24 protein-coding genes are annotated in these 23,680 nt (G+C 67.9%); 19 read left to right on the forward strand and 5 right to left on the reverse strand.

The window, feature by feature from the left end:
* Entirely contained in the window at positions 1 to 981 is a 981-nt protein-coding gene (locus tag GZ67_RS0111845; RefSeq protein ID WP_029261704.1) for an ABC transporter permease, read from the reverse strand.
* Between the two features lie 365 nt (positions 982 to 1,346).
* Here GZ67_RS0111845 and GZ67_RS0111850 point away from each other — a divergent pair, with 365 nt between their 5' ends.
* The 5 genes from GZ67_RS0111850 to hemW all read left to right on the forward strand — a co-directional run bounded on the left by GZ67_RS0111850 (position 1,347) and on the right by hemW (position 7,497).
* Entirely contained in the window at positions 1,347 to 3,077 is a 1,731-nt protein-coding gene (locus tag GZ67_RS0111850; protein WP_051662504.1) for an ABC transporter family substrate-binding protein, read from the forward strand.
* A gap of 115 nt (positions 3,078 to 3,192) precedes the next feature.
* On the forward strand, positions 3,193 to 5,046 hold the full coding sequence (lepA, locus tag GZ67_RS0111855; protein WP_029261706.1) for a translation elongation factor 4: 1,854 nt from the start codon (positions 3,193 to 3,195) through the stop codon (positions 5,044 to 5,046).
* Positions 5,047 to 5,049: 3 nt separating this feature from the next.
* Positions 5,050 to 5,535 carry a DUF1990 family protein gene (locus GZ67_RS20185; protein ID WP_136025769.1) on the forward strand — a complete coding sequence of 162 codons (486 nt, stop codon included), beginning with the start codon at positions 5,050 to 5,052 and terminating at the stop codon, positions 5,533 to 5,535.
* Between the two features lie 91 nt (positions 5,536 to 5,626).
* Positions 5,627 to 6,280 carry a DUF1990 family protein gene (locus tag GZ67_RS0111865; protein ID WP_029261708.1) on the forward strand — a complete coding sequence of 218 codons (654 nt, stop codon included), beginning with the start codon at positions 5,627 to 5,629 and terminating at the stop codon, positions 6,278 to 6,280.
* Positions 6,280 to 7,497, forward strand: a complete 1,218-nt coding sequence (gene hemW / locus GZ67_RS0111870) for a radical SAM family heme chaperone HemW (RefSeq protein ID WP_029261709.1) — start codon at positions 6,280 to 6,282, stop codon at positions 7,495 to 7,497. The genes GZ67_RS0111865 and hemW overlap by 1 nt, the downstream gene beginning before the upstream one ends.
* Before the next feature lie 19 nt (positions 7,498 to 7,516).
* On the opposite strand, the gene GZ67_RS0111875 is transcribed toward hemW, so the two are convergent.
* On the reverse strand, positions 7,517 to 8,935 hold the full coding sequence (locus GZ67_RS0111875; protein WP_036303290.1) for a carboxylesterase/lipase family protein: 1,419 nt from the start codon (positions 8,933 to 8,935) through the stop codon (positions 7,517 to 7,519).
* Between the two features lie 103 nt (positions 8,936 to 9,038).
* On the opposite strand from GZ67_RS0111875, the gene hrcA reads away from it, so the two are divergent.
* The 12 genes from hrcA (at position 9,039) to GZ67_RS0111935 (ending at position 19,108) form a co-directional block, all read left to right on the forward strand.
* Positions 9,039 to 10,070: a heat-inducible transcriptional repressor HrcA gene (gene hrcA / locus GZ67_RS0111880; protein WP_029261712.1), complete on the forward strand. Its 1,032-nt coding sequence runs from the start codon at positions 9,039 to 9,041 to the stop codon at positions 10,068 to 10,070.
* Between the two features lie 38 nt (positions 10,071 to 10,108).
* Positions 10,109 to 11,224, forward strand: a complete 1,116-nt coding sequence (dnaJ, locus tag GZ67_RS0111885) for a molecular chaperone DnaJ (protein ID WP_029261713.1) — start codon at positions 10,109 to 10,111, stop codon at positions 11,222 to 11,224.
* Between the two features lie 2 nt (positions 11,225 to 11,226).
* Positions 11,227 to 11,955 (forward strand): 16S rRNA (uracil(1498)-N(3))-methyltransferase, encoded by a 729-nt coding sequence (locus tag GZ67_RS0111890; protein WP_029261714.1) that lies wholly within the window; start codon positions 11,227 to 11,229, stop codon positions 11,953 to 11,955.
* A 64-nt stretch (positions 11,956 to 12,019) separates the two neighbouring features.
* A complete protein-coding gene (locus GZ67_RS0111895; protein WP_029261715.1) occupies positions 12,020 to 12,370 on the forward strand; it encodes an HIT domain-containing protein in 351 nt (116 codons plus the stop codon).
* Positions 12,371 to 12,449: 79 nt separating this feature from the next.
* Positions 12,450 to 13,475 carry a PhoH family protein gene (locus GZ67_RS0111900; protein WP_231481794.1) on the forward strand — a complete coding sequence of 342 codons (1,026 nt, stop codon included), beginning with the start codon at positions 12,450 to 12,452 and terminating at the stop codon, positions 13,473 to 13,475.
* A complete protein-coding gene (gene ybeY, locus GZ67_RS0111905) occupies positions 13,472 to 13,930 on the forward strand; it encodes an rRNA maturation RNase YbeY (protein ID WP_029261717.1) in 459 nt (152 codons plus the stop codon). The genes GZ67_RS0111900 and ybeY overlap by 4 nt, the downstream gene beginning before the upstream one ends.
* Complete coding sequence (locus GZ67_RS0111910) at positions 13,927 to 15,222, forward strand: hemolysin family protein (protein ID WP_029261718.1); 1,296 nt, start codon at positions 13,927 to 13,929, stop codon at positions 15,220 to 15,222. The genes ybeY and GZ67_RS0111910 overlap by 4 nt, the downstream gene beginning before the upstream one ends.
* A complete protein-coding gene (gene era / locus GZ67_RS0111915) occupies positions 15,215 to 16,111 on the forward strand; it encodes a GTPase Era (RefSeq protein ID WP_029261719.1) in 897 nt (298 codons plus the stop codon). The genes GZ67_RS0111910 and era overlap by 8 nt, the downstream gene beginning before the upstream one ends.
* Before the next feature lie 54 nt (positions 16,112 to 16,165).
* The gene (locus GZ67_RS0111920; RefSeq protein WP_029261720.1) at positions 16,166 to 16,693 is read left to right on the forward strand and encodes an RNA polymerase sigma factor; all 528 of its coding nucleotides are present in this window, start codon (positions 16,166 to 16,168) and stop codon (positions 16,691 to 16,693) included.
* Positions 16,686 to 17,666, forward strand: coding sequence for a hypothetical protein (locus tag GZ67_RS0111925; RefSeq protein ID WP_029261721.1), 981 nt, complete (start codon positions 16,686 to 16,688; stop codon positions 17,664 to 17,666). The genes GZ67_RS0111920 and GZ67_RS0111925 overlap by 8 nt, the downstream gene beginning before the upstream one ends.
* Positions 17,663 to 18,136 carry a hypothetical protein gene (locus GZ67_RS0111930; RefSeq protein WP_029261722.1) on the forward strand — a complete coding sequence of 158 codons (474 nt, stop codon included), beginning with the start codon at positions 17,663 to 17,665 and terminating at the stop codon, positions 18,134 to 18,136. The genes GZ67_RS0111925 and GZ67_RS0111930 overlap by 4 nt, the downstream gene beginning before the upstream one ends.
* A gap of 15 nt (positions 18,137 to 18,151) precedes the next feature.
* Positions 18,152 to 19,108 (forward strand): quinone oxidoreductase family protein, encoded by a 957-nt coding sequence (locus tag GZ67_RS0111935; RefSeq protein WP_029261723.1) that lies wholly within the window; start codon positions 18,152 to 18,154, stop codon positions 19,106 to 19,108.
* 1 nt (position 19,109) lies between these two features.
* Here GZ67_RS0111935 and GZ67_RS0111940 read toward each other — a convergent pair whose 3' ends face one another.
* Positions 19,110 to 19,757: a hypothetical protein gene (locus GZ67_RS0111940; RefSeq protein ID WP_029261724.1), complete on the reverse strand. Its 648-nt coding sequence runs from the start codon at positions 19,755 to 19,757 to the stop codon at positions 19,110 to 19,112.
* A 193-nt stretch (positions 19,758 to 19,950) separates the two neighbouring features.
* Here GZ67_RS0111940 and leuA point away from each other — a divergent pair, with 193 nt between their 5' ends.
* Entirely contained in the window at positions 19,951 to 21,705 is a 1,755-nt protein-coding gene (gene leuA / locus GZ67_RS0111945; protein ID WP_029261725.1) for a 2-isopropylmalate synthase, read from the forward strand.
* 58 nt (positions 21,706 to 21,763) lie between these two features.
* On the opposite strand, the gene GZ67_RS0111950 is transcribed toward leuA, so the two are convergent.
* Positions 21,764 to 22,138, reverse strand: coding sequence for a VOC family protein (locus GZ67_RS0111950; RefSeq protein ID WP_029261726.1), 375 nt, complete (start codon positions 22,136 to 22,138; stop codon positions 21,764 to 21,766).
* 67 nt (positions 22,139 to 22,205) lie between these two features.
* Here GZ67_RS0111950 and GZ67_RS0111955 point away from each other — a divergent pair, with 67 nt between their 5' ends.
* Entirely contained in the window at positions 22,206 to 22,940 is a 735-nt protein-coding gene (locus GZ67_RS0111955) for a TetR/AcrR family transcriptional regulator C-terminal domain-containing protein (RefSeq protein WP_029261727.1), read from the forward strand.
* Positions 22,941 to 22,949: 9 nt separating this feature from the next.
* Here the strand turns inward: GZ67_RS0111955 and GZ67_RS0111960 are convergent, their stop codons facing one another.
* Positions 22,950 to 23,648, reverse strand: a complete 699-nt coding sequence (locus GZ67_RS0111960) for a trimeric intracellular cation channel family protein (RefSeq protein ID WP_029261728.1) — start codon at positions 23,646 to 23,648, stop codon at positions 22,950 to 22,952.
* Between the last annotated feature and the right edge of the window lie 32 nt (positions 23,649 to 23,680).

Below are 23,680 nucleotides of genomic sequence, written 5' to 3' on the forward strand. Positions count from 1 at the left end.
TCACATCCTCACTCGGGGGTCGAGGGCCGCGTAGAGGACGTCGGCCAGCGTGCCCGCGATGAGCACCAGGATCGCGGCGAACAGGATGGATCCGGTTGCGGCGTTGATGTCGTTGTTCGACACGGAGTCGATGAGGTATTCGCCCATGCCGTGCCAGCTGAAGATCTTCTCCGTCACGGCCGCGCCCGCCAGGATGGTGCCGAACGAGTAGGCGAAGAAGGTCGACATGGGGATCAGTGCGACGCGCACGCCGTGACGCATGATGGCAGATCCGCGGGTGCGGCCCTTCGCGCGTGCCGTGCGGATGAAGTCCGAGGACAGCACGTCGAGCATCGCGCTGCGCTGGTACCGGGAGTAGGAGGCTGCCGCGGTCACGGTGAGCGCGATCGTGGGCAGCAGCAGATGCGCTATTCGATCGCCTATGACGGGCCAGAACCCGGTGACCCCGACGCTGTACTCGCCGGTGAAGTTGATGAGCTGCTGACCGGACGCGTTGTTGACCCAGGTCGCGCCGATCATGAGGAGTACCGCGATCACGAAGATCGGCGTCGCGAGAACGGTGAACGACGCGTAGGTGATGATCTGATCACTCGCGCGGTACTGGCGGATGGCTCCCCATACACCGAGCAGGATGCCGAAGATCGCGCCGAGGATGGAGCCGATGATCAGCAGTCGGAGGCTCGTGCCGGCCCGTTCGATGATGTCAGCCGTCACCTCGGTGCTGCGAGTGGAGATTCCGAGGGAGCCGGTCGTGACGAACTGGACGAGCCAGTCCCACATGCGCTGCAGCAGAGAGACGTCAGGATTGACGCCCATCTTGTCGAGCGCGGCGTCGATGCTGGACTGCGGGACGGGGGGATTCTTGCCGAGGAACCGTGCCGCCGGCTGAAGTGTGGTGGAGACGAGGGCGTAACCGGCCAACGTGGCGATGACGGTGAGGATGAGATAGTTCACCAATCGCTTGGCGATGAATCCAATCATGGAGCTCCTTCGGCGCGGGATCGCCGCGCACCCGACATCTGTTGCGGCCTCGCTACTCTAGGCACCCGAGTCCCGCTTTCCAAAACTCCGGCATATCCTCTTCGATCGCCGGCAGGCTCCCTATGTTGCCATGTTCACGGTGGTCAGGCTGGCGCGACGCGGTGTCAGCCACGACGCGACCCCGTTTCAGCCACACGATCCTGCGGCTTGAACGACAACTAGGTAACGATCCGGACAACACGTGCCTGACATGCCGGTGTACGGGGCGATTATCGATGATGTTGCTCCATAGCCGGTCGCTGTCTTCGGTACCGGCTCGGACGAGTCCTGTGCAGTCTGCACGAAACGATAGAAGGGGGAGATCGATGAAGTCGAACTCCAAGAAATGGGCGGGCCTCGCCGGGATCGCCGCGGTCGCGCTGGCGCTCTCTGCGTGCGCGCCCGCCACGAACGGCGGAAACGAGGGGGACGGCGGTTCCTCGCCCGAGGCGCTTCCCGGGACCGGCTGGGTCGCCGCAGACCGCGACGCCGTCAAGGACGGCGGCACGCTCAACCTGCCGCTCGACGAGACGCCGGCCAACTGGAACCTCTACAACCTCGATTCCGGCACCGTCGACGACAACACGATCGCGAGCCTGTTCACCCCCGGTTTCGTCGTCGTGAACGAGGACGGCAGCTGGGAAGCCGACCCGAACTTCGCCACGTCGGTCGAGCTCAAGAGCGAGGACCCTCAGGTCGTCGAGGTCAAGATCAACCCCGACGCCGTCTGGTCCGATGGCACTCCCATCGGTGTCCAGGACTTCCAGGGCCAGTTCAACGCCCTGAACGGCAAGAACGAGGCGTACGCCCCGACGTCCACCAACGTCTGGTCCGACATCGCCTCCGTCGAGGCCGGTGAGAACGACCAGGATGTGCTGATCACGTTCGCGAACAAGAACGCCGACTGGCCCTCCATCCTCGGCACCGGCACGATCTACCCTCGTTGGCTCACGGAGACGCCGGAGAGCTTCAACACCGCGTGGGCGAACGGTCCGTTCGCTGCTGACGGTTCGACCTACGTCTCCGGCGGTCCGTTCATCGTCAGCAAGTTCGACGCGACCGGCAAGACCATCACGTTCGAGCCGAACCCGACGTGGTGGGGCGACAAGCCGAAGCTCGACACGATCAACTACAAGGCGACCGACCGGTCGACCGTCGGCCAGGCGTTCGCCAACAAGGAGTTCGACGCCGTTCCGATCAACTCCAGCGTCGACACGCTCGAGTCCGCGAAGGCGCGCTCCGACTCCGAGATCCTGAACTCGAAGGGTGTGACGTACAGCCACGTCACGCTCAACGGCACCGCCGGCGTGTTCGAGGACGTCGAGGTCCGTCAGGCCTTCGCGAAGTCGCTCGACCGTCAGATCATGGCTCAGGCCGTCATCGAGCCGCTGGGTGTCGAGCCCGAGGTCCTGAACAACCTCATCTTCCTCAACGGCCAGAACGGCTACGAAGACGACGGTGCGGACATCGCGTTCGATGTCGACGCCGCGAAGAAGCAGCTGGAAGACGCCGGCTGGGTCGAGGGCGACAAGGGCATCCGCGAGAAGGACGGCACCAAGCTGACCGTTCGCCTCGTGATCCCCTCGGAGACCCCGAACTCGGCGATCCTCTCGCAGCAGATCCAGCCGATGGCCGCCAAGGCGGGCTTCGACGTCAAGATCGACACCGTCCCGTCGGCCGACTTCTTCACGAAGTACATCACGACCGAGACGCGTGACTTCGAGGCGACGATCTTCGCGTGGCAGGGTACGCCGTACCCGATCTCCTCGACGGAATCGATCTTCAACCCGGCCGACTCGGGGCAGAACTTCCCCGGTGTCGCGGATGAGCGTCTGGACGATCTGTGGGCGAAGGCCAACGCCGAGCTCGACCCCGAGGCGCGCCTCGAGATCGCGAAGGAGATCGACAAGATCATCATGGGCGAAGCCGTGACGATCCCGCTCGCGGCACGACCGAACCAGTACGCGATCGCCGACGGCCTCGTGAACTACGGTCCCTCGCAGTTCGAGTCGGTCACCGGCGCGAAGTTCTGGGAGAACGTGGGCTGGGCCAAGTAAGCCCCGTTCGCACCCCACACTGGGCGGTCCCTTCGGGGGCCGCCCAGTGTGCTTTCCCCGGTGTCGCATCACGCGAATCGGGATTCACACCGCCTGACCGTAGAATCGAGGGGACATGTCCCCACGCGCTCTCACACCTCTTCAGCCTGCCTCGACGCCGGCTGCGCAGATCCGCAATTTCTGCATCATCGCCCACATCGACCACGGCAAGTCCACCCTCGCCGACCGGATGCTCCAGATCACCGGCGTCGTCTCGGATCGCGACATGCGGGCCCAGTACCTCGACCGGATGGACATCGAGCGCGAGCGCGGCATCACGATCAAGAGCCAGGCCGTGCGCATGCCCTGGGAACTCGACGGCCAGACCGTCGCCCTGAACATGATCGACACCCCCGGCCACGTCGACTTCACCTACGAGGTATCGCGCTCACTCGCGGCCTGCGAGGGTGCGATCCTGCTCGTGGACGCGGCGCAGGGCATCGAGGCCCAGACGCTGGCGAACCTCTACCTTGCGCTGGAGAACGACCTCCACATCATCCCGGTGCTCAACAAGATCGACCTGCCGGCCGCCGACCCCGAGAAGTACGCGAAGGAGCTCGCGTCCCTCATCGGCGGCAAGCCCGAGGACGTGCTCCGCGTCTCGGGCAAGACCGGCGTCGGCGTCGAGGAGCTGCTCGACCGGCTCGTCAAGGAGATCCCCGCTCCGAAGGGCGACGCGGACGCGCCGGCGCGCGCGATGATCTTCGACTCGGTCTACGACGCCTACCGCGGTGTGGTCACCTATGTGCGCATGGTGGACGGCAGCCTCTCGCCCCGCGAGCGCATCCAGATGATGTCGACCGGAGCGAATCACGAAGCGCTCGAGGTCGGTGTGTCGAGCCCGGAGCCGACCCCGACCAAGGGACTCGGGGTGGGCGAGGTCGGCTACCTGATCACGGGTGTGAAGGACGTGCGTCAGTCGAAGGTCGGCGACACGATCACGACGTCGCGCAAGCCCGCGTCCGAGGCGCTTCCGGGGTACACGGACCCCAAGCCCATGGTGTTCTCGGGTCTGTACCCGATCGACGGCAGCGACTACGCGGAGCTGCGTGAGGCGCTCGACAAGCTGAAACTCTCCGACGCCTCGCTCGTGTACGAACCGGAGACCTCGGTGGCCCTCGGCTTCGGCTTCCGCTGCGGATTCCTCGGTCTCCTGCACCTGGAGATCATCACCGAGCGTCTCGCGCGAGAGTTCGACCTCGACCTCATCACCACCGCGCCCAGCGTGATCTACGAGGTGCTCACGAGCGACACCGGCGAGACCGTCACCGTGACCAACCCGAGCGAGTACCCGGATGGGCGCATCGGCTCGGTCTCGGAGCCGATGGTGAAGGCGGCGATCCTGCTGCCCAAGGACTACGTCGGCACCGTCATGGAGCTGTGTCAGTCCCGCCGTGGAACACTGCTCGGCATGGAGTACTTCTCGGAGGAACGCGTCGAACTGCGCTACAACATGCCGCTCGGTGAGATCGTGTTCGACTTCTTCGATCAGCTCAAGTCGAAGACCCAGGGCTACGCGTCGCTCGACTACGAACCGTCCGGGCAGCAGGAGGCCGACCTCGTCAAGGTCGACATCCTCCTCCAGGGCGAGAAGGTCGACGCGTTCAGCTCGATCGTCCACCGAGACAAGGCCTACGCCTACGGCACGATGATGGCCGAACGCCTGCGCAAGCTCATCCCTCGCCAGCAGTTCGAGGTTCCGATCCAGGCCGCGATCGGCGCGCGCATCATCGCCCGAGAGACGATCCGCGCGATCCGCAAGGACGTGCTCGCCAAGTGCTACGGCGGTGACATCACCCGCAAGCGCAAGCTCCTCGAGAAGCAGAAGGAGGGCAAGAAGCGCATGAAGATGGTCGGTCGCGTCGAGGTCCCCCAGGAGGCGTTCATCGCCGCGCTGTCGGGCGACGTCGAGGGCAAGGACAAGAAGTAGCACGTGCCGCTACCGGCCTACGAGCGGGGAATCACGCGTCATCCTGTCGCGATGGCGCCGGAGGGCATGCGGATCGCCGAGCATTCGACCGTGGTCGATCCGGCGGCGCGCGATGCCGTCGCGGCGTTGGTGTGCTCGTGGGAGTTCAAACGACGCGCCGGATTCGAGGTGCCGTCCGACGAGCCGACACCGGGACTCGAAGGGGTGCTCGCGAAGCGCCTGCTCGGCATCCGCTTCGTCGAGCCGGTGCGTATCGTCTGGGCCGATGAGAGCGGCTTCGGCTACGAGACGCGACCCGGGCACCCGATCTACGGCGAGGAGTCGTTCCGGATCGACGAGCGCGGTGTGTTCACGGCGCGGTCCATCTCCTGCCCTTCCACCGCACTCTGGCGTGTTCTCGGTCCTGCCCTGCGGATGGTGCAGCGCGCGACCCATGCGCGCTACGTGAAGATCGTGCAGGCCGAAGCAGCGGCTTCCCGCACGCAGTGACGCTCGACTGAGCGGGTTCACTGACCGAAGATGTGTCGCCGTGCGGCGCGTGGGGGTGTTCGCTCAGGCAACGGGAAGTAGGCTGGAACTCATGCGGCGCGGGACTTTCCGAGACGACACGGTGGACTATGCGGCCGTGGGTGCGACCCACGCGCCCGATCTGATGCAGTACCCGCCGGAGCGCAGCATCCCGGCGGAGGAATCCTGGCGGATCGGTAGCGGCAGCGAGCGCTTCCAGACCGCCGGTGAAGCGCTGCTCTCGTGGACGGCGCAGCGCGCGGCCGGACTCTCCGTCGAAGACGTGCGTCCGGCGCCCGGCCCCGCCTACGCGGGGGTGAGCTTCGACGCGGAGGGCAACCCGATCGCGCCGAGCAAGCGTGACGTCGAGCCGCGCTACGACGCGGAGGGCATGCCCTTCGTCGGCGCGGGGATGACTCTTCATCTGCGCGGTCGCGTCGGCAGCATGCGTGCGGACGCGGAGCTGCGCGTGATCTCGGTGACCGAGGAGACCCGGCGCATCGGCTTCGTCCTCGGCACCGTCGGCGGATCCGTCGTCCGTGGCGAGGAGTCCTTCGACGTGGACTGGCGTGAAGACAACGACGAGGTCTGGTTCACCGTCCGCGCCTTCGACGCTCCGCACGCGCTGCTGTACCGCACCGTGCCGGCGCTCGTGAAGCGCCGTCGTCGTGAGCTCTTCGCGCGCTACCTCCGCGCGATCTCCCCGCTCTACGCGACCCCCCTGTGATGGCGGGACCGCTTCCTCTGGGAGACCCTGCGCCGGCTGACGGACATCTGCCCGACGACCTTCCCGTCGACACGAGCGTGCCCTTCTCGGCTTACCTGCACATCCCCTTCTGCACGGTGCGCTGCGGTTACTGCGACTTCAACACTTACACGTCGACCGAGCTCCGCGGCGCCAAGCAGGAGGACTACGCATCGACGCTGATCTCCGAGATCGGCCTCGCCCGTCGAGTGTTGGCCGACGCGGGGGCGCTGCGGCCGATGGACACCGTCTTCTTCGGCGGGGGTACGCCCACACTGCTGCCGGCCGGCGATCTCGCGCGGATGCTGGAGGCCGCGACCTCAGCTTTCGGACTGGCGGAGGGCGCGGAGGTCACGGTCGAGGCGAACCCCGATACGGTGACGCCCGCGGTCGCGCGTACGCTGGCCGCCGCCGGTGTGACGCGGATGTCGGTGGGCATGCAGTCGGCCGTGCCGCACGTGCTCGCTTCGCTCGACCGCACGCACCGGCCCGAGAACGTGACCACCGCGGTCGCCGCGGCCAAAGACGCGGGTCTCGCCGTCAGCGTCGATCTGATCTACGGGGCGCCGGGGGAGTCGCTCGCCGACTGGGAAGCCTCGCTCGACGCGGCGCTCGCGCTGGAGTCCGACCACATCTCCGCGTACGCGCTGATCATCGAGGACGGCACGAAGCTCGCTCGCCAGATCCGCCGCGGAGAGGTTCCGACCCCCGACGACGACGTGCAGGCCGACATGTACGAGCTCGCCGACGCGCGTCTCGCAGCCGGTGGCTTCGACTGGTACGAGGTCAGCAACTGGGCGCGCACGCCCGAGCAGCGGTCGCGGCACAATCTCGCGTATTGGCGGGGGAGTGACTGGTGGGGCTTCGGCCCCGGAGCGCACAGTCACGTCGCCGGGCTGCGCTGGTGGAACGTGAAGCATCCGGCGGCGTACGCGCAGCGGCTCGCGGCATCCGAGTCGCCCGCCGCAGGCACGGAACGGCCGGACGCCGAGTCGCGGACGCTGGAGCGGATCCTGTTGCTGAGCCGCATCCGCGAGGGCATCGCTATCGACGAGGTGCCCGCCGCGAACCGACGCAGCGTCGCCGGGCTGATCGCCGACGGGCTCGTGGACCCGGCCGCCGCCATCCGCGGCCGTGTCCAGCTGACGCTTCGTGGTCGGCTCCTCGCCGATGCCGTGGTGCGCGAGCTCACCGACTGATCGGCCGATGCGGGCGGGCTCAGCCCGGGAGCAGGTCCATCCCCGCGGTCCGGCGCTGCGGCAGCGTCGCGCTCGTGGTGTCGAAGATGCGCGTCTGTCGGTCGGAGCCGTACACCGGCCAGCCGGGGTCGCCGTTCGTGACGAAACCGACCCAGGCCGTGTTCATCTCGTCCGCAAGCGTCTGCGGGGCGTCGCGGCCCGCCAGCCGCACCGTCTCGTCGTCCGTGAGCCGATCGAACACGAACCCGAGTTCGAGTGCATGCGCGGCGCGCAGATCGCGAACCGGACTCGGCCACGCGAACTCATACACATGCGTGCGCTCCGGTCGCGCTGCCGCCACACGACTCAACGGCCCTCGCAGCATCATGTCCGTGACGAGCTGCCCGAACACCTCGCCGGTGCTCGCCCCGGGGAAGGCCGAGCGATACTCGCGCACTGCTCGACGAGGGATGCGGGAGAGGATCCGTGCGGCCTGCAGCTTCAGCTCGCTGATGCCGGCCAGAGCCTCGGGCGGGAACCACAACCGGTACTCGTCGGTGTTGCTGCCGATCAACAGGGGGGTGTCGATCTCGCCGAGAACCTCGTGCGGAGAGCGGGGCAGGCTGTCCGGGTCGATGGCGAACTGGAAGCCGGGAGCTCCGCCCAGCGGCGAGGAGCCTGCGGACTGGGCCCTTCGCGCTTCGAGCAGCTGATCGGGTGAGAGCGCGGCGAACGAGTCACGGTCGGCCCGGACACCGAGGCGCTTTGCGAGCTGTGCGGTCACCCGTCCCGCCTTCTTCGCCGGCTGTGCAGCCAACGGTCCGGATTCGATGATCGCCCGATGGATCAGCTCGCGGGATTCGTCGCGCGCGAGAAGCCCGGCGACGATCGCCCCGCCGGCGGATTCTCCCATCGCGGTGATCTGCGCGGGATCACCGCCGAACGCGGAGATCTCGCGGTGCACCCACTCCAGCGCCGCAGCGGCGTCGCGCAGTCCGAGGTTTCTCGGTGCACCTTCGAGTACCGAGAAACCCTCCGAGCCCAGGCGGTAATTGATGGAGACGAACACGATCCCCGCTTTCGCGAAGACCGTGCCGTCGTAGAGGGGCAGAGCAGCGGTGCCCCGTTCCAGCGCCCCGCCGTGGATCCACAGGAGCACCGGCGCCGCGGAGGCCCCGGACGGTGCCCAGACATTGGCCGTGAGGATGTCCTCGCCGTCGATATGCACGGAGCCGAGGAGCTCGCCGATCGCGCCGGCGTAGGGAAGCTGGGGTGCCGTGGGGCCGAACTGCGTCGCCTCACGGATGCCCTCCCACGCCGGTACCGGCCGTGGGGCGCGGAACCTGTTCTCGCCGAACGGTGGTGCGGCATAGGGGATGGCGAGGTAGCGGTCGACCCCCTCCTCCGCGGAGCCGCGGACGATGCCGCTCGACAACGTGGTCTGAGGTGAGGAGGTCATGAGCGTCATCCTAGGGTCGCGCATCCGCGCTACGGAGAATCCCGAGCTGCACGGGGTAGGATTGGCACTCTGAACGTCCGAGTGCCAGCGGAAGGGAAGGGCGATGGTCACAGAGCGAGGACTCCAGGTTCTCCGCGCGATCGTGCAGGACTACGTCGAGACCCACGAACCCGTCGGCAGCCGATCCATCGTCGACCGGCACTCCTTCGGCGTCTCGGCGGCGACGATCCGCAACGACATGGCGCTGCTCGAGGACGAAGAGCTCATCACGGCGCCGCACACTTCGTCCGGTCGGGTGCCGACCGACAAGGGCTACCGCGTCTTCGTGAATCACCTGGCGCAGCTGCGGCCGCTCTCGTCCGCGCAGCGCTCGGCGATCGAGTCGTTCCTCGGCGAGCCCGCTGACCTCGACGACCTGATGGTGCGCACCGTGCGGGTGCTGACGCAGCTCACCGGTCAGGTGGCGCTCGCGCAGTACCCCTCGTTCGCACGTGCTCACGTCACGCACGTCGAGCTGGTGGCGTTGGCCCCCAATCGACTCCTGATCGTCCTCGTGACGGACGCCGGCGGTGTGTCGCAACGCGTGGCCCAGCTGCCGGAGGCCATCGACGAGGCCGAGATGGCGGTGCTGCGTGCACGCATGGCCGCCTTGATCACCGGTCACGGCATCGGCGAGGCCTCGGACCGCCTGCAGGCACTGCTCGCCGTGAAGGATGCGCCGAAGGATCACGTGCTGCGCGCGATCGCGAGCGTCGTCATGGACGAGCTCAGCGGATTCCGACAGGAGCGTCTGGTGATGGCGGGAGCTGCCACCCTGGCTCGTCGCGAGCAGGACTTCCGCGGCAGCATCCATCCGCTCCTCGAGGCGATCGAGGAGCAGGTGACCCTGCTGCGGCTGATGAGCGAGATGGTGACCGACGAGCACGGACTCGCCGCCAGCATCGGCACCGAGAACGCACCGTTCGGCCTCGGTGAGGCATCGATCGTCGCCAGCAACTACGCCGCGCCCAGCGGCACCGCGCGCGTCGGCGTGATGGGGCCGACGCGGATGGATTACCCGAGCAATCTCGCGGCGGCACGGGCGGTCGCCCGCTACCTGTCGCGGATGCTCGACGAAGACGAGGCCGGCCGCTGACGCGGTCGCGTCCGGAAGACACACGCAGAAAGGCGATTGTGGCGGACCACTATGAGGTTCTCGGGGTGTCCCGAGACGCTTCCACCGACGAGATCAAGAAGGCGTATCGACGTCTCGCGCGACAGCTGCACCCGGATGTGAATCCCGGTGAGGATGCGGCGGAGAAGTTCAAGCTCGTCACGCACGCGTACGACGTGCTGAGCGACGACGAGTCGCGGCGCCGCTACGACATGGGCGGAGGAGACGGCACTGCCGGCAACTTCGGCGGATTCGGCGGGTTCGGCGACATCTTCGAGACGTTCTTCGGTGCCTCCCAGGGCGGCGGTCGCGGCGCACGACCCCGTTCGCGCCGGGAGCGCGGACAGGATGCTCTCGTGCGTGTCACGCTCGACCTCGGTGACGTCGTCTTCGGCGCGCACCGCGACATCGACGTCGACACCGCCGTGCTGTGCGAGACGTGCCAGGGCTCCTGTTGCCAGGAGGGTACGTCCCCCGTCACCTGCGACATCTGCGGCGGCTCCGGACACGTGCAGCGTCAGGTGCGCAGCCTGCTCGGCAACGTCGTCACCTCTCAGCCCTGCGGCACGTGCGAGGGCTACGGCACCACCATCCCGTTCCCGTGCGGCACCTGCGGAGGCCAGGGCCGCGTGCGCTCGCGTCGCACGGTCTCGCTCGACATCCCCGCCGGCGTCGAGACCGGCCTTCGCCTTCAGCTGCCCGGCTCGGGCGAGGTCGGCAAGGCGGGCGGCCCGAACGGCGATCTGTACGTCGAGGTCACGGTCAACGCCCACCCCGCTTTCAGTCGTGAGGGCGATGACCTGCTCGCCACGCTCGAGGTGTCGATGACCGACGCCATCCTCGGCACCGAGACCACGATCCAGGGGCTCGACGGCGAGGTCGACCTCGAGATCCGCGCGGGCGTGCAGTCCGGCGACGTGCTCACCATCAAGGGGCGGGGTATCACCCCGCTCCGGGGGACCCAGCGCGGAGACCTGCGCGTCGGCGTGCAGGTGCTGACGCCCACCCGGCTGGACTCCGCGCAGCGGGCGCTGATCGAGGACTTCGCGAAGAAGACCAAGGCTCCGGATCCGCAGCTCGCGCAGTTCCAGCCCGGTCTCTTCTCGAAGCTCCGCGACCGTTTCCGCAGCCACTGATCATGGCGCTGCACTTCCTGGTCGAGTCGTCGACGGATGCCGGAGTCGGCGACCTCGTGTCGTTGACCGGCGCTGAGGCGAAGCATGCCGCCGTCGTGCGGCGCCTGCGGGTCGGCGAGGCGGTCACGGTCGGCGACGGCGCGGGCGTGTGGCTGATCGGTGCGGCCGAAGAGGTGTCCCCGACCCGCGTCGAGGTGCGGATCTCCGACCGCGTCGAGCAACCGGCTCCGAGCCCTCGGATCGTTCTGGTCCAGGCGCTCGCGAAGGGCGACCGCGACGAGCTGGCCGTGCAGGCGGCGTGCGAGCTCGGCGTCGACGAGATCGTGCCGTGGCAGGCGAGCCGCAGCGTCTCCCGCTGGGAGGGACCGAAGGCGGTCAAGGGTCGCGAACGGTGGGCGACCATCGTGCGCGAGGCCGCGAAGCAAGCCCATCGGGCCTGGGTGCCCGAGGTCACCGCACCGGTCTCGACGACGCAGCTCGCCGAGCGGGCGACCTCGCAGCGCGTGCTGCTCCTCGACCCCACCGCATCCGTGCGCCTCTCCGAGATCTCGGCCGACGATCGCGATCTGGTGCTGGTCGTGGGGCCGGAAGGCGGGATCGCCGAGGAAGAACTCGACCGGCTGACAGCTGCGGGCGCCGAAAGAGTGCTCCTGGGCGACACGGTGCTGCGGACGTCGACGGCGGGCCCGGCGGCGATCGCCGTGCTGTCGGTCGCGCTCGGCCGCTGGTGAGCTGCGTTCCGGCCGCCCACGGCGTCAGGCCGCTGGGGACGCGGCGATCAGTAGACTTGATCGCATGACGGAACCCTCGATCTTCACGCGCATTCTGAACGGGGAGATCCCTGCCGAGATCCTCGGCGAGACCGACCGCCTGTTCGCACTGCGTGACATCGCCCCGCAGGCACCGGTGCATCTCCTCGTGGTGCCGAAGACCGCGGAGTACCGCGATGTCACCGAGCTCGCCGCAGGGGATCCGTCCCTGCTGGCGGAGATGGTGGCGTTCGCCGGGAAGCTGGCCGCCGAGCACACCGACGACGGCGACTTCCGCCTCGTCTTCAACACCGGCACGAACGCCGGACAGACCGTTTTCCACGTCCATGCCCATGTGCTGGCCGGGGGATTGACCGAGAAGAGCGTCGGTGCCTGACAACAACGAACCGCAGGAACGCAGCCTGGGCGGTCGACCGCCCGAGGCCGTCGAGAAGATCTATGCCGATGGCGTCGCCATGGTGCAGCTCCTCGGCCCGCAGGACCGCCTGCTGCGGATGCTCGAGAAGGAGCACCCTGACGTCCAGGTGCTCGTGCGCGGCAACGAGATCACTCTCGGCGGCGGCGTGGATGCGGTCGCGAAGGCCAAGGCGCTGGTCGAAGAGCTGCTCGCCATGACCAGGGCAGGTCATGATCTGGCTCCGAGCGACGTCTCCAGCTCCGCCCGGATGCTGCGCCAAGAGGGGGGTCCCCGGCCGAGCGAGGTGCTGGGCGAGGCGATCCTGACCACGCGCGGCAAGGTGATCCGTCCGAAGACGCTCGGGCAGAAGGAGTACGTCGACGCGATCGAGGAGAACACGATCGTCTTCGGCATCGGCCCTGCCGGCACGGGCAAGACCTACCTGGCGATGGCGAAGGCCGTCCAGGCGTTGCAGCGCAAGGAAGTCACGCGCATCATCCTCACTCGTCCCGCCGTCGAAGCGGGAGAGCGCCTCGGGTTCCTCCCCGGCACGCTGACCGACAAGATCGATCCGTACCTGCGACCGCTGTACGACGCGCTCAACGAGATGATGGATCCCGAGATCGTGCCGCGCCTGATGGCCACCGGGACCATCGAGGTCGCCCCTCTCGCGTACATGCGCGGGCGTACCCTGAACGATTCGTTCGTCGTGCTCGACGAGGCGCAGAACACCACACCCGAGCAGATGAAGATGTTCCTCACGCGCCTCGGCTTCGGCACGCGCATGGTCGTGACGGGCGACATCACCCAGGTCGACCTCCCGCAGGGCTCCTCCGGACTGCGTCTGGTCACGCGCGTGCTCGACGGCATCGACGACATCCACTTCTCGCGACTCACCAGCGACGACGTCGTCCGTCACTCGCTGGTCGGACGCATCGTCGACGCGTACAGCGAGTACGACGAGAAGCGCACGGCGCAGCGCTTCGAGCGCGAGCAGGCGGCGGAGTTCGCCAATCGCGCCGACCGCAGGGGAGCGCAGCGCCCCGGACCACGTGACCGCATGCCGAAACGAGGACTCTCATGATCGAGATCAACAACGAGTCGGCCATCGACGTCGACGAGACCGTGCTGCAGCGACTCACGGACTACAACCTGGCGCAGCTGCACGTCAGCCCGGACGCCGAGGTGGCGATCGTCCTCGTCGACGAGGGCGCCATGGAGGCACTCCACGTGCAGTGGATGGATGAGCCCGGTCCCACCGACGTGCTCAGCTTCCCGATGGATGAACTGCGTCCGGGCACGGAGGACCGCCCCACCGCTCCCGGTCTCCTCGGCGACATCGTGCTGTGCCCGCAGGTGGCGGAGGCACAGGCTCAGGCCGCGCGTCACACCCTGATGGACGAGCTGATCCTGCTCACCACCCACGGCCTTCTGCACCTTCTCGGATTCGATCACGCCGAGCCCGACGAGGAGCGTGAGATGTTCGGACTGCAGAAGGAACTGATCCAGGGCTTCGCCGCGGCTGAACGCCGCCGATGACGGCCGCCCTCCTTCTCATCGCCGCCGTCCTGCTGGTGGCGTTCGGCGGCCTCATGGCGGCGATCGACGCCGCCTACGGTGTCGCCTCCCGCGCCAATCTCGCCGACATGGCGACCGAGGGACGCCGGGCCAAGGCGCTGGGGCGGATCGCCGCCGATCTCGACGCGCACGTGAACGCGGTCGCGTTCATCCGTGTGCTCGCCGAGGTGACCGCTGCGGTGCTGGTGACGGTCGCGTTCACCATGCTCATCGACAACAACTGGTGGGCGATGCTCGCCGCCGCTCTGCTGATGACGGCGATCACCTTCGTGCTCGTCGGCGCGAGCCCGCGGTCGTTCGGCCGCCAGCACGCCGAGGGAATGATCCGCGGTACCGCCTCGATCGTCCGAGGGCTCCGCATCTTCCTCGGACCGCTCGCGCAGGGGCTCGTCGTGCTGGGCAACAAGGTCACACCCGGCACGGGCCGCAGCTCCTTCGCCAGCGAGGACCAGCTGCTCAGCATGGTCGATGAGGCCGCCTCGAACGATCTGATCGAGGAGGACGACCGCGACCTCATCCACTCGGTGTTCGACTTCACGGACCAGTTCGTCCGCGCCGTCATGGTGCCGCGGACGGAGATGGTGACCGTCGATGCCACCGCCACGACGGACGAGGCGATGTCCCTGTTCCTGAACCGCGGCGTCTCCCGGATGCCCGTCGTGGACGACGACGCGGACGACGTGGTGGGTGTGCTGTACCTCAAGGACCTCGTGCAGTTCGCGTATCGCGACGACAGCGCCTGGCGCGCCGCATCCATCCGGCCGATCGCGCGACCGGCGACCTTCGTGCCCGAGTCGATGCGCGCCGAGACGCTCCTGCAGCAGATGAAGCGCGACGCCGTGCACGTGTGCCTCGTGATCGACGAGCACGGTGGCATCTCCGGCCTCGTGACCCTCGAGGACCTGATCGAGGAACTCGTCGGGGAGATCTCCGACGAGTACGATCAGGTATCCGCAGAGTTCGTCGATCTCGGTCACGGACGCTACCGCGTGAGTGCCCGTCTCTCCCTGGAGGACGTGGGCGACCTCTTCGGTCTCGAACTCGAGGACGAGGACGTGGACTCGATCGGCGGTCTGCTCGGCAAGGCGCTGGGACAGGTCCCGCAACCCGGGGCGACGGCGACGGTGGAGGGCCTGGTCCTCACCGGAGGAGCCTCTCGTGGTCGAGGTCGCGGGATCGCGACGGTGTTCGTGGAACGTGCGGCAGGGGACCCTGACGCTTCGCAGGATGAAGGAGATCGACACGATGACTGACGACACCCGAAGCGGGTTCGTGACCTTCGTCGGCCGCCCCAACGTCGGCAAGTCGACGCTGACGAACGCACTCGTCGGCGAGAAGATCGCCATCACCAGCGAGAAGCCGCAGACCACGCGTCGAGCGATCCGCGGCATCGTGAATCGTCCGGAGGGGCAGCTCGTCATCGTCGACACCCCCGGAATCCACAAGCCGCGGACACTGCTCGGTGAACGGCTGAACGACCTGGTGGAGCAGGTGCTCGGCGACGTCGACGTCATCGGGTTCTGCGTGCCGGCGAATGAGAAGGTCGGCCCGGGTGATCGCCGCATCGCCGCGTCGCTCGACGGCTATCCCCGCGCCAAGAAGATCGCGATCGTGACGAAGACCGATGTCGCGGCCCGAGACGAGATCACCGAGCGTCTGCTGGAGGTCGACGCGCTGCGTGAAGACTGGTCCGCGGTGATCCCGCTGTCCGCGCTCACCAGGGACCAGCTCGACGTCCTGTCCGACGAGATCCTGCTGCTGATGCCGAAGGGCCCGGCCCTGTATCCGGAGGGCATCACTACTGACGAGTCGCAGGAGGACCGCATCGCCGAAATGATCCGCGAGGCGGCCCTCGAGGGGGTGCGCGACGAGCTCCCGCACTCGATCGCGGTCGTGATCGACGACATCGCGCCGCGCGAGGGCACCGACCTCACCGACGTGCACGCGTCGATCGTCGTCGAGCGCGACAGCCAGAAGGCGATCATCATCGGGCACAAGGGCAAGCGACTGAGCGAGGTCGGCGCGCGTGCCCGCGTCGGCATCGAGGCGCTGGTGGGCACCCGCGTGTTCCTCGGCCTGCACGTCAAGGTCGCGAAGGAATGGCAGCGCGACCCGAAGCAGCTCGGCAGGCTCGGCTTCTGAGATGAGGCCCGGTCACACGTCGATGGCGGCGGGAAGGCCGCCGACCCCGCAGACATGAGTTTCCGCAGCGATGACCCGAATCCGCTGCGGAACGAGGTCTTCACCCGAGTCTTCGACGCTCACTGGGCGGCGGTACGGCACCACATCGAGGGCGTCGTCGGCGACGAGGAGGAAGTCACCGAGATCGTCTCCGAGGTGTTCCTGCATGCCTGGTCCCGGTTGAGGCCGGCTCGACCGCCCGGTCGGGTCTGGTTGCTCCGTGCCGCCGATCGGCGTCTGCGCTCTCGTTCTCGTCCGTCGTCGATGCCGAACGGCGCCGTCGACGCCGTGCACAGCGGAGTGTCCGGCGCCGACGAACAGCCGGGGCTGACGGCCCGCCTGGTAGTCATCCGAGCTTTGGGTGTCCTCACTCCGGTACAACGGCGTATCATCATGCTCACGTACTGGGATGGACTCGCGGTGGGGGAGATCGCGGAATTGCTGCGCGCTTCTGAGTCCCGAGTGCGGAAGACGCTGGGCGTCGCGCAGGGTCGTCTGCGTGATGAGCTGGGCCTGGAGGGGCTGATGACGGGTGATGACTGACAACGCCGTGCTCGAGCGGATGCTGATCGACGCCGACCCTGCACCGACGCCACGTGACGCACCGCCCGACGCCCGTGCTCTCGCGACCCGGGACCGTATCCTCCGACGCGATGTCGCACCGAAGCGCCGTCGGGTGCGGACGCTCGGCTGGGCGGGTGGGATCACGGCCGTCGCCGCTTCCACCGCCCTGGTGATCGGGGTGCTCTCTCCGCAGGGCGCCGCCGTGGCGGGCACTCCCGCACCGCTCGAGTTCAGTGGGTCGAGCACTGTCGCTCAGATCGTCGACGACGCGGAGACGGCTCTTGCCGAGACACCGGGGCCGACGGTGCCGATGCGAACCGTCAGGACGGCCTCCTGGGGCTTCCAAGTCGATGTCGACGCGAAGACCACGACTGTCGTGCCACAGCTCTCCGCACTCGTGTGGGAACCGGACGGCTCCGGGCGGATGACCATCATCGCCGGAGTGCCGTACGATCCCTCTGACGCGGTGGCCAGCAACGCCGCCGAGGTCTCGAGCAGCGGGAAGGTCGTCACCGATCTGGTGATGGAGCCGGGGGATTTCGAGACCCCCTGGACGACCGTGCCCGGCGAGACGCGGGACGACATGGTAGCGATGCTCGAGGCGTTCGGCATGCCGGCAGATCCCACCGCGTACGACGTCGAGCTGGCGCTCACCTCTGTTCTGGACCAGTGGACGCTGACCGACGCGCAGCACGCGCAACTCCTAGTCCTGCTCGAGGAGGCCGGCGGTGGCGAAGCGCTGGGCAACACGACCGATCGCCTGGGGCGCGCCGTGGCCGGTGTACGTGTCCAGTCCCCGGACGGCGCCGTGAGCGACCTGGTCCTGGTGTCGCGCGACACGGGGCGGATCGTGGGCGTCGAACGCACGGTCCTGAAAGCCGATGACGTGTTCCCCGCCGGCGCGATCATCTCGTATCAGATGTGGGATCTCGATGAGGAGACCGTTCGATGAAACGCACCACCGTTCTGGCCGCTGCTCTGCTCGGGCTCGTCATGACGCTGGGGGCGGCCCCCGCCATGGCCGCCGTCGACGACGACCGTGAGGTCGACCCCCTGGTGGCGGCGGTGCTCGATGAGGTGCCGGGCGGTGTCGTCATCGACGGGCGGCACGCGGTGTGGCCCAAGCTCGACATGGAGCTCACCGTGCCCGCAGCCTCGGGCATGTCATCGTGGTCGGTCGGGAGCTGCACCACCGGCAGGATCTGCGCCTACAGCAACACTTCGCTCGGCGGAGCATCCCTGACGTTCGGCACGTGCGCGGTGCATACGATCCCGTCGAGCTTCGCGGTCAAGTCCGTCGCCAACGCCCGCGGCTCCGGCTCCGTCCAGGTGCGCAACGGGTCGACCGTCCTGAAGACCGTGGCCGCCGGGAGCTGGAGCAACGTCTCCGGCACGGTCACCAACCTCCGCTGCCTCCTCTGAACCGTGTCGCAGTCGATGTCATCCGAGGAACGGCCGCTGGCGCAGCACTGGGTGGCGACCGCGCCCGGTGGACCGGATTCGTGGGAGTTCGTCGAGGAGCGACTGGCGGCACCCGGGCACGGTGAGGTCACCATCCGGGTGCACGCGTCCGGCGTGAACCCCGCCGACGCGAAGCATGTCGCGTCCGGCCGGTCGGGCCTGGAGTTCCCCGTTCCGATCGGGTACGAGGTGTCCGGTGTGCTCAGCGCGGTCGGTCCGGACACTCGGATCGGCTCCGGTGCAGCGGCGATCGGCGACGAGGTGATCGCTTTCCGGGTGCGCGGCGGTTACGCGACAGCGGTCACGGTCCCCGCGGAGAAGGTCTTCGCGAAGCCGTCCACGCTCACGCATCCGGAGGCGGCGAACCTGCTTCTCGTCGGCACCACGGCCGCGGAGATGCTCGCGGTCACCGGGGCGGCGCCAGGGGAGACCGTCCTCCTCCACGGCGCCTCGGGCGCGGTCGGCATGAGCGTCCTGCAGCAGGCTCGGCTCCGCGGCATTCGTGTCATCGGCACCGCGAGCACCGACCGGTTCGACGAGGTCCGGCGATTCGGGGGAGAGCCCGTCCGATACGGCCCGGGGCTCGCCGACCGGGTCCGTGAGGTCTCGGCCGGACCGGTGGCCGCAGCGCTCGATGCCGTCGGCACCGACGAGGCCGTCGACGTGTCACTCGAGCTGGTCGCGGATTGCCGTCGCATCGTCACCATCGCCGCCCTGGGGCGCGCCGAGGCCGAGGGGATCCAGGCGATCGCCGGCTCGATGCCCGCCAGTGCCCGGTTCCGCGATGAGGTGCGCAGCGAGCTGATCGCCCTCGCGCAGAACGGCGACCTCGTGGTGCCCGTGGCCCGGACCTTTCCGCTCGACGAGGCGCGTCAGGCCCATCGTGTGTTGGCGACCGGCCACCCTGGCGGGAAACTCGCCCTGATCCCCTAGGTCAGTCGATCTCGCGCAGGGCGGAGGTCACGACCACCACGTCGTCGCCGTATTCGGCATCCACCGCATCCTGGAGAGTGCCGTCATCCCACACGACCTGCAGCCAGACGTAGCCTCGATCCGTGCCGACCGTGAGGGCATCGGTCCCGAGACGCGCGGCGATGTCGTCCTGCACCCGCGTCAACTCGTCTTCGGCCGTCGAGCCCTCGACGCCGCCGGTTGGATCTTCTGGAGCGACCGTGTCGTACAGCGCGAGCATGATCGGCGGGTCGGTCCGGGTGAGCCGCTCGCCGTCGTACGTGGCATACACGGCATACGCGCCCCAGGTCGCGTCCCCGCTGGTCTCGCTGCCGTCGACGCCGTCCCAGGTCCAGTCGTCCAGCGCCACCCCGCTGCACTGGGGCGGGTAGGACTCCATGATCGCCCCCATGCACAACGCCACGTCGCCTGCGTCGTCCAGCACGGTGCCCACCCCGATGACGCGCCCCTCCGGAGGCTCAGGATGTGCGTTCTCGAGGCGCTGGTCCGACGGGACGGTCGTGCTCGTCGGCGCCGCGGAACCGCCCGGTCCCGCGGTGCAGGCGGTCAACGCGAGGAGTCCGACGGCCGATGCTACGGCGAGGATCAGGCGACGCTGCGATGTGCTCATATCGGGGAGTGTCACCGGCCGCCTGATCGTCTCACACGCGTCGAAACCGCCGGGCCATCCCTGCTAGCATGACCACATGCCTTTCGGCGGTCTGCTTCTTCTTAGCTGCCGCGACGAGTCCTAAAGCTAGGGCCTTCCTCGTCGCGGCGCTTGTGTTGGCCCGTTCATCTTGACGAAGAGAAGAAGCCCCATCATGCAGAACACTCAGCGCCCGTCCGCGATGCCGATCCACAAGTACCGGCCGTTCCACGAGCAGATCAACGTCCACCTGCCTGACCGTACCTGGCCGGATGCTCGGATCACCGAGGCGCCGCGGTGGTGCGCCGTCGACCTTCGCGACGGCAACCAGGCACTCATCGACCCGATGTCGCCCGAGCGCAAGCGCGTGATGTTCGAACTGCTCGTCAGCATGGGCTACAAGGAGATCGAGGTCGGCTTCCCGTCGGCGAGCCAGACGGACTTCGACTTCGTCCGCCAGCTCATCGAAGAGAACCTGATCCCCGACGACGTCACCATCCAGGTGCTGACCCAGGCGCGCGAGCACCTGATCGAGCGCACGTATGAGTCGATCGCGGGCGCCAAGCAGGCCATCGTGCACCTGTACAACTCCACGAGCGTGCTGCAGCGCGAGGTCGTGTTCCGCACCGACAAGCAGGGCATCATCGACATCGCGCTCGAGGGTGCGCGCCTGTGCCGCAAGTTCGAGAAGACGATCCCGGACACGAAGGTCTACTACGAGTACTCGCCCGAGAGCTACACGGGCACAGAGCTCGAGTTCGCGGTCGACATCTGCAACCAGGTGATCGAGGTCTTCGAGCCGACTGCAGACCGCAAGGTGATCATCAACCTGCCCGCCACCGTCGAGATGGCCTCACCGAACGTCTACGCCGACTCGATCGAGTGGATGAGCCGGAACCTCAACCACCGAGAGAACGTCATCCTGTCGCTGCACCCGCACAACGATCGCGGTACCGCGATCGCCGCCGCCGAGCTCGGCTACATGGCCGGAGCCGACCGCATCGAGGGCTGCCTGTTCGGCAACGGCGAGCGCACGGGCAACGTCGACATCGTGGCCCTGGGCATCAACCTGTTCACGCAGGGCATCGACCCGCAGATCGACTTCAGCGACATCGACCAGGTCAAGCGCACGGTCGAGTACTGCAACCAGCTGCCCGTGCCCGAGCGCAGCCCGTGGGCGGGCGACCTGGTCTTCACCGCGTTCAGCGGGTCGCACCAGGATGCGATCAAGAAGGGCTTCGAAGCGATGGAGGCCCGGGCGAGCGCCGAGGGCGTCACGGTCGACGAGATCGAGTGGGCGGTTCCGTACCTGCCGGTCGACCCGAAGGACCTGGGCCGCTCATACGAGGCGGTCATCCGGGTGAACTCGCAGTCCGGCAAGGGCGGCGTCGCGTACCTGCTGAAGTCGGATCACGCGATCGATCTGCCGCGCAAGCTCCAGATCGAATTCTCCGGCGTCGTGCAGGCCAAGACGGATGCCGAGGGCGGCGAGGTCACGTCCGACCAGATCTGGTCGATCTTCAACGACGAGTACCTGCCCGCCGACGACTCCGCGGCCAAGTGGGGACGGTTCGAGCTGCTCGCGACGCAGACTCGCAGCGACATGTCCGGTGACGTGGTGCTCGACGTGGTGCTGCGCGACGACGACGAGCAGGTCTCGGTGTCGGGCAACGGCAACGGCCCGGTGGCGGCATTCGTCGAGGTGCTGCGTGGTCAGGGCTTCGACATCACGGTGTACGACTACGTCGAGCACGCTCTCAGCGCCGGCGGTGACGCCCAGGCGGCCGCCTACGTCGAGTTGCAGGTCGGCGACCAGCGACTGTGGGGCGTCGGCATCGACGGCGACATCTCGACGGCATCCCTCAAGGCGATCGTCTCGGGTGTCAACCGCTCGATCCGCACGCGGCAGCAGGAGCTCGCGGCGGTCTGACAGTCCGCGCAGGAGCGCCCCCTCGGTGACGACCGAGGGGGCGTTCGTCATTCCCTGTTCACACCCACTGGACGAGCTGCCAGATGATCCCGTTCGGATCGGCGAACTGGCAATAGCGCTCGCCCCACGGCTCGGTCTCCGGGGGAGTGATGACGCGCGCACCCGCCGCGTCGATGCGGGCGAACTCCGCATCGATGTCCTCCACGACGAACACGAGCAGGGTGCCCTGACCCGCGGAGCCGGCGATCTCCTGGGGTCGGAAGCTTCCCAGGCCGGTCTCCAGGAAGATGAGGTTGGGTGCGTCCGGGTGCTGCAGCGAGACGAATCCCTCGGCGGACATCGCCTCCTCGAATCCGAAGTGGGTTTTCGCGAACGCGGCTGACGCGGCGACGTCGTCGACGTTGAGAGAGATGGCGGTCTGAGCGATGTTCACGGTGTCTCCTGTCTAAACTACGTACAACGTACATGGTTAAGAGATCCCGTGAGAGGATTATTCCGACATGGCCAAGAATCTGGTGGATCTCCTCTGGCGGGACGAATCGTCGGCGGCCGCGGGCGGTCGTCGTGGACCTCGGGCCCGACATTCGACGGCGGAGGTTATCTCGCGGGCGATCGAGCTCGCCGATCACGCCGATCTGGACGCCGTGACGATCCGCGCCCTCGCGCAGTCACTCCAGCTGCCGCCGATGTCGATCTACACGCACGTGAACAGCCGTGCGGACCTGCTCGTCCTGATGGTCGACGTGATGCACTCTCGGATGTGGGTTCGCTCGGTCGAGGAAGTCGGCTGGCCCGCGCGAGTGCGCGCGGTTGCCGAGGACAACCTCGCCCTGCTGCGAGGGCATCCCTGGGTGCTCGACATCGCGGACCAGCGTGCCGCGCTCGGGCCCGGCACGATCGCCAAGTACGACCGCGAGCTGCATGCGTTCGATGACACGGGGCTGGGCGACATCGAACGCGACGCGGCACTGTCCTTCCTCCTGGACTTCGTCCACGCCGCGGCGATGAGGATGCGGGAGAGCGCCGAGAAGGAGCAGTTCGGCGCATTTTGGGCGGAGGCGGGCCCGCGTCTCGCTACCTACCTGGGGGAGGACTACCCGCTCGCGCAATCGGTCGGTCAGGCCGCGGGCGAGTCCCTGGGGACGCCCTACGATGCCGCAGTCGCGTGGGAATTCGGTCTGGCGAGGGTGATCGACGGCCTCCGTGCGATCATCGGCGAGCACCCGGGATCCTGAGATCGAGGCTCAGATGTCGGCGCTGGGCTTGACGATCGCGATGGCGCCCGTCTCGGCGGCCACCTTGCGGCGGTAGATCCGGCGCTGCTCGGGCAAGGAGACGTCGAACGTGACGGCGAGGATGCGGATGACGGTCGTCACGGCGATGCCGGCGACGGCGGCGATCGTGAGGGGCATCCCGAGCGCGACGGCGATGACGATGAACGTGCACCCGGCGCCGGCCGCGACGGCGTAGAGCGACCCGACGTGCATGATCGCGGTCGGCAGCCCCATGAGCATGTCGCGGAGCACGCTGCCGCCCACGGCCGCGCACACGCCGATGAACACGGCCGGCACCTCGGGGATGCCGAAGGCGAGAGCTTTGCTCGTCCCGAACGCACCGAACATCCCGATGACCACCGCGTCGAGCACCACGATCGCGGTGTTCAGGCGGGTGAACAGACCGGCGAGCAGCATGCCCAGGAGTGCCGCCCCGGCCGCCGTGACGAGATACCACTGGTTCTGCAGCGTCGCCGGCGTCTGCCCGAGCAGGATGTCGCGGATCAGACCGCCGCCCATCCCGATCATGATGCCGATGATCGCGACGCCGAGCCAGTCGAGGCGCCGCTGACCCTGGAACCCCGAAGCGAACATCGCTCCCTGGACCCCGCCGAGGCCGACGCCGAGCAGGTCCGCCCACAGCGGAATGGTGAAGAGCGGTTCGGTCACCCGTCCATTCTCCCGTACGGAGGATAATCGAG

Source organism: Microbacterium sp. Cr-K20 (assembly GCF_000708325.1).
Classification (GTDB): Bacteria; Actinomycetota; Actinomycetes; order Actinomycetales; family Microbacteriaceae; genus Microbacterium.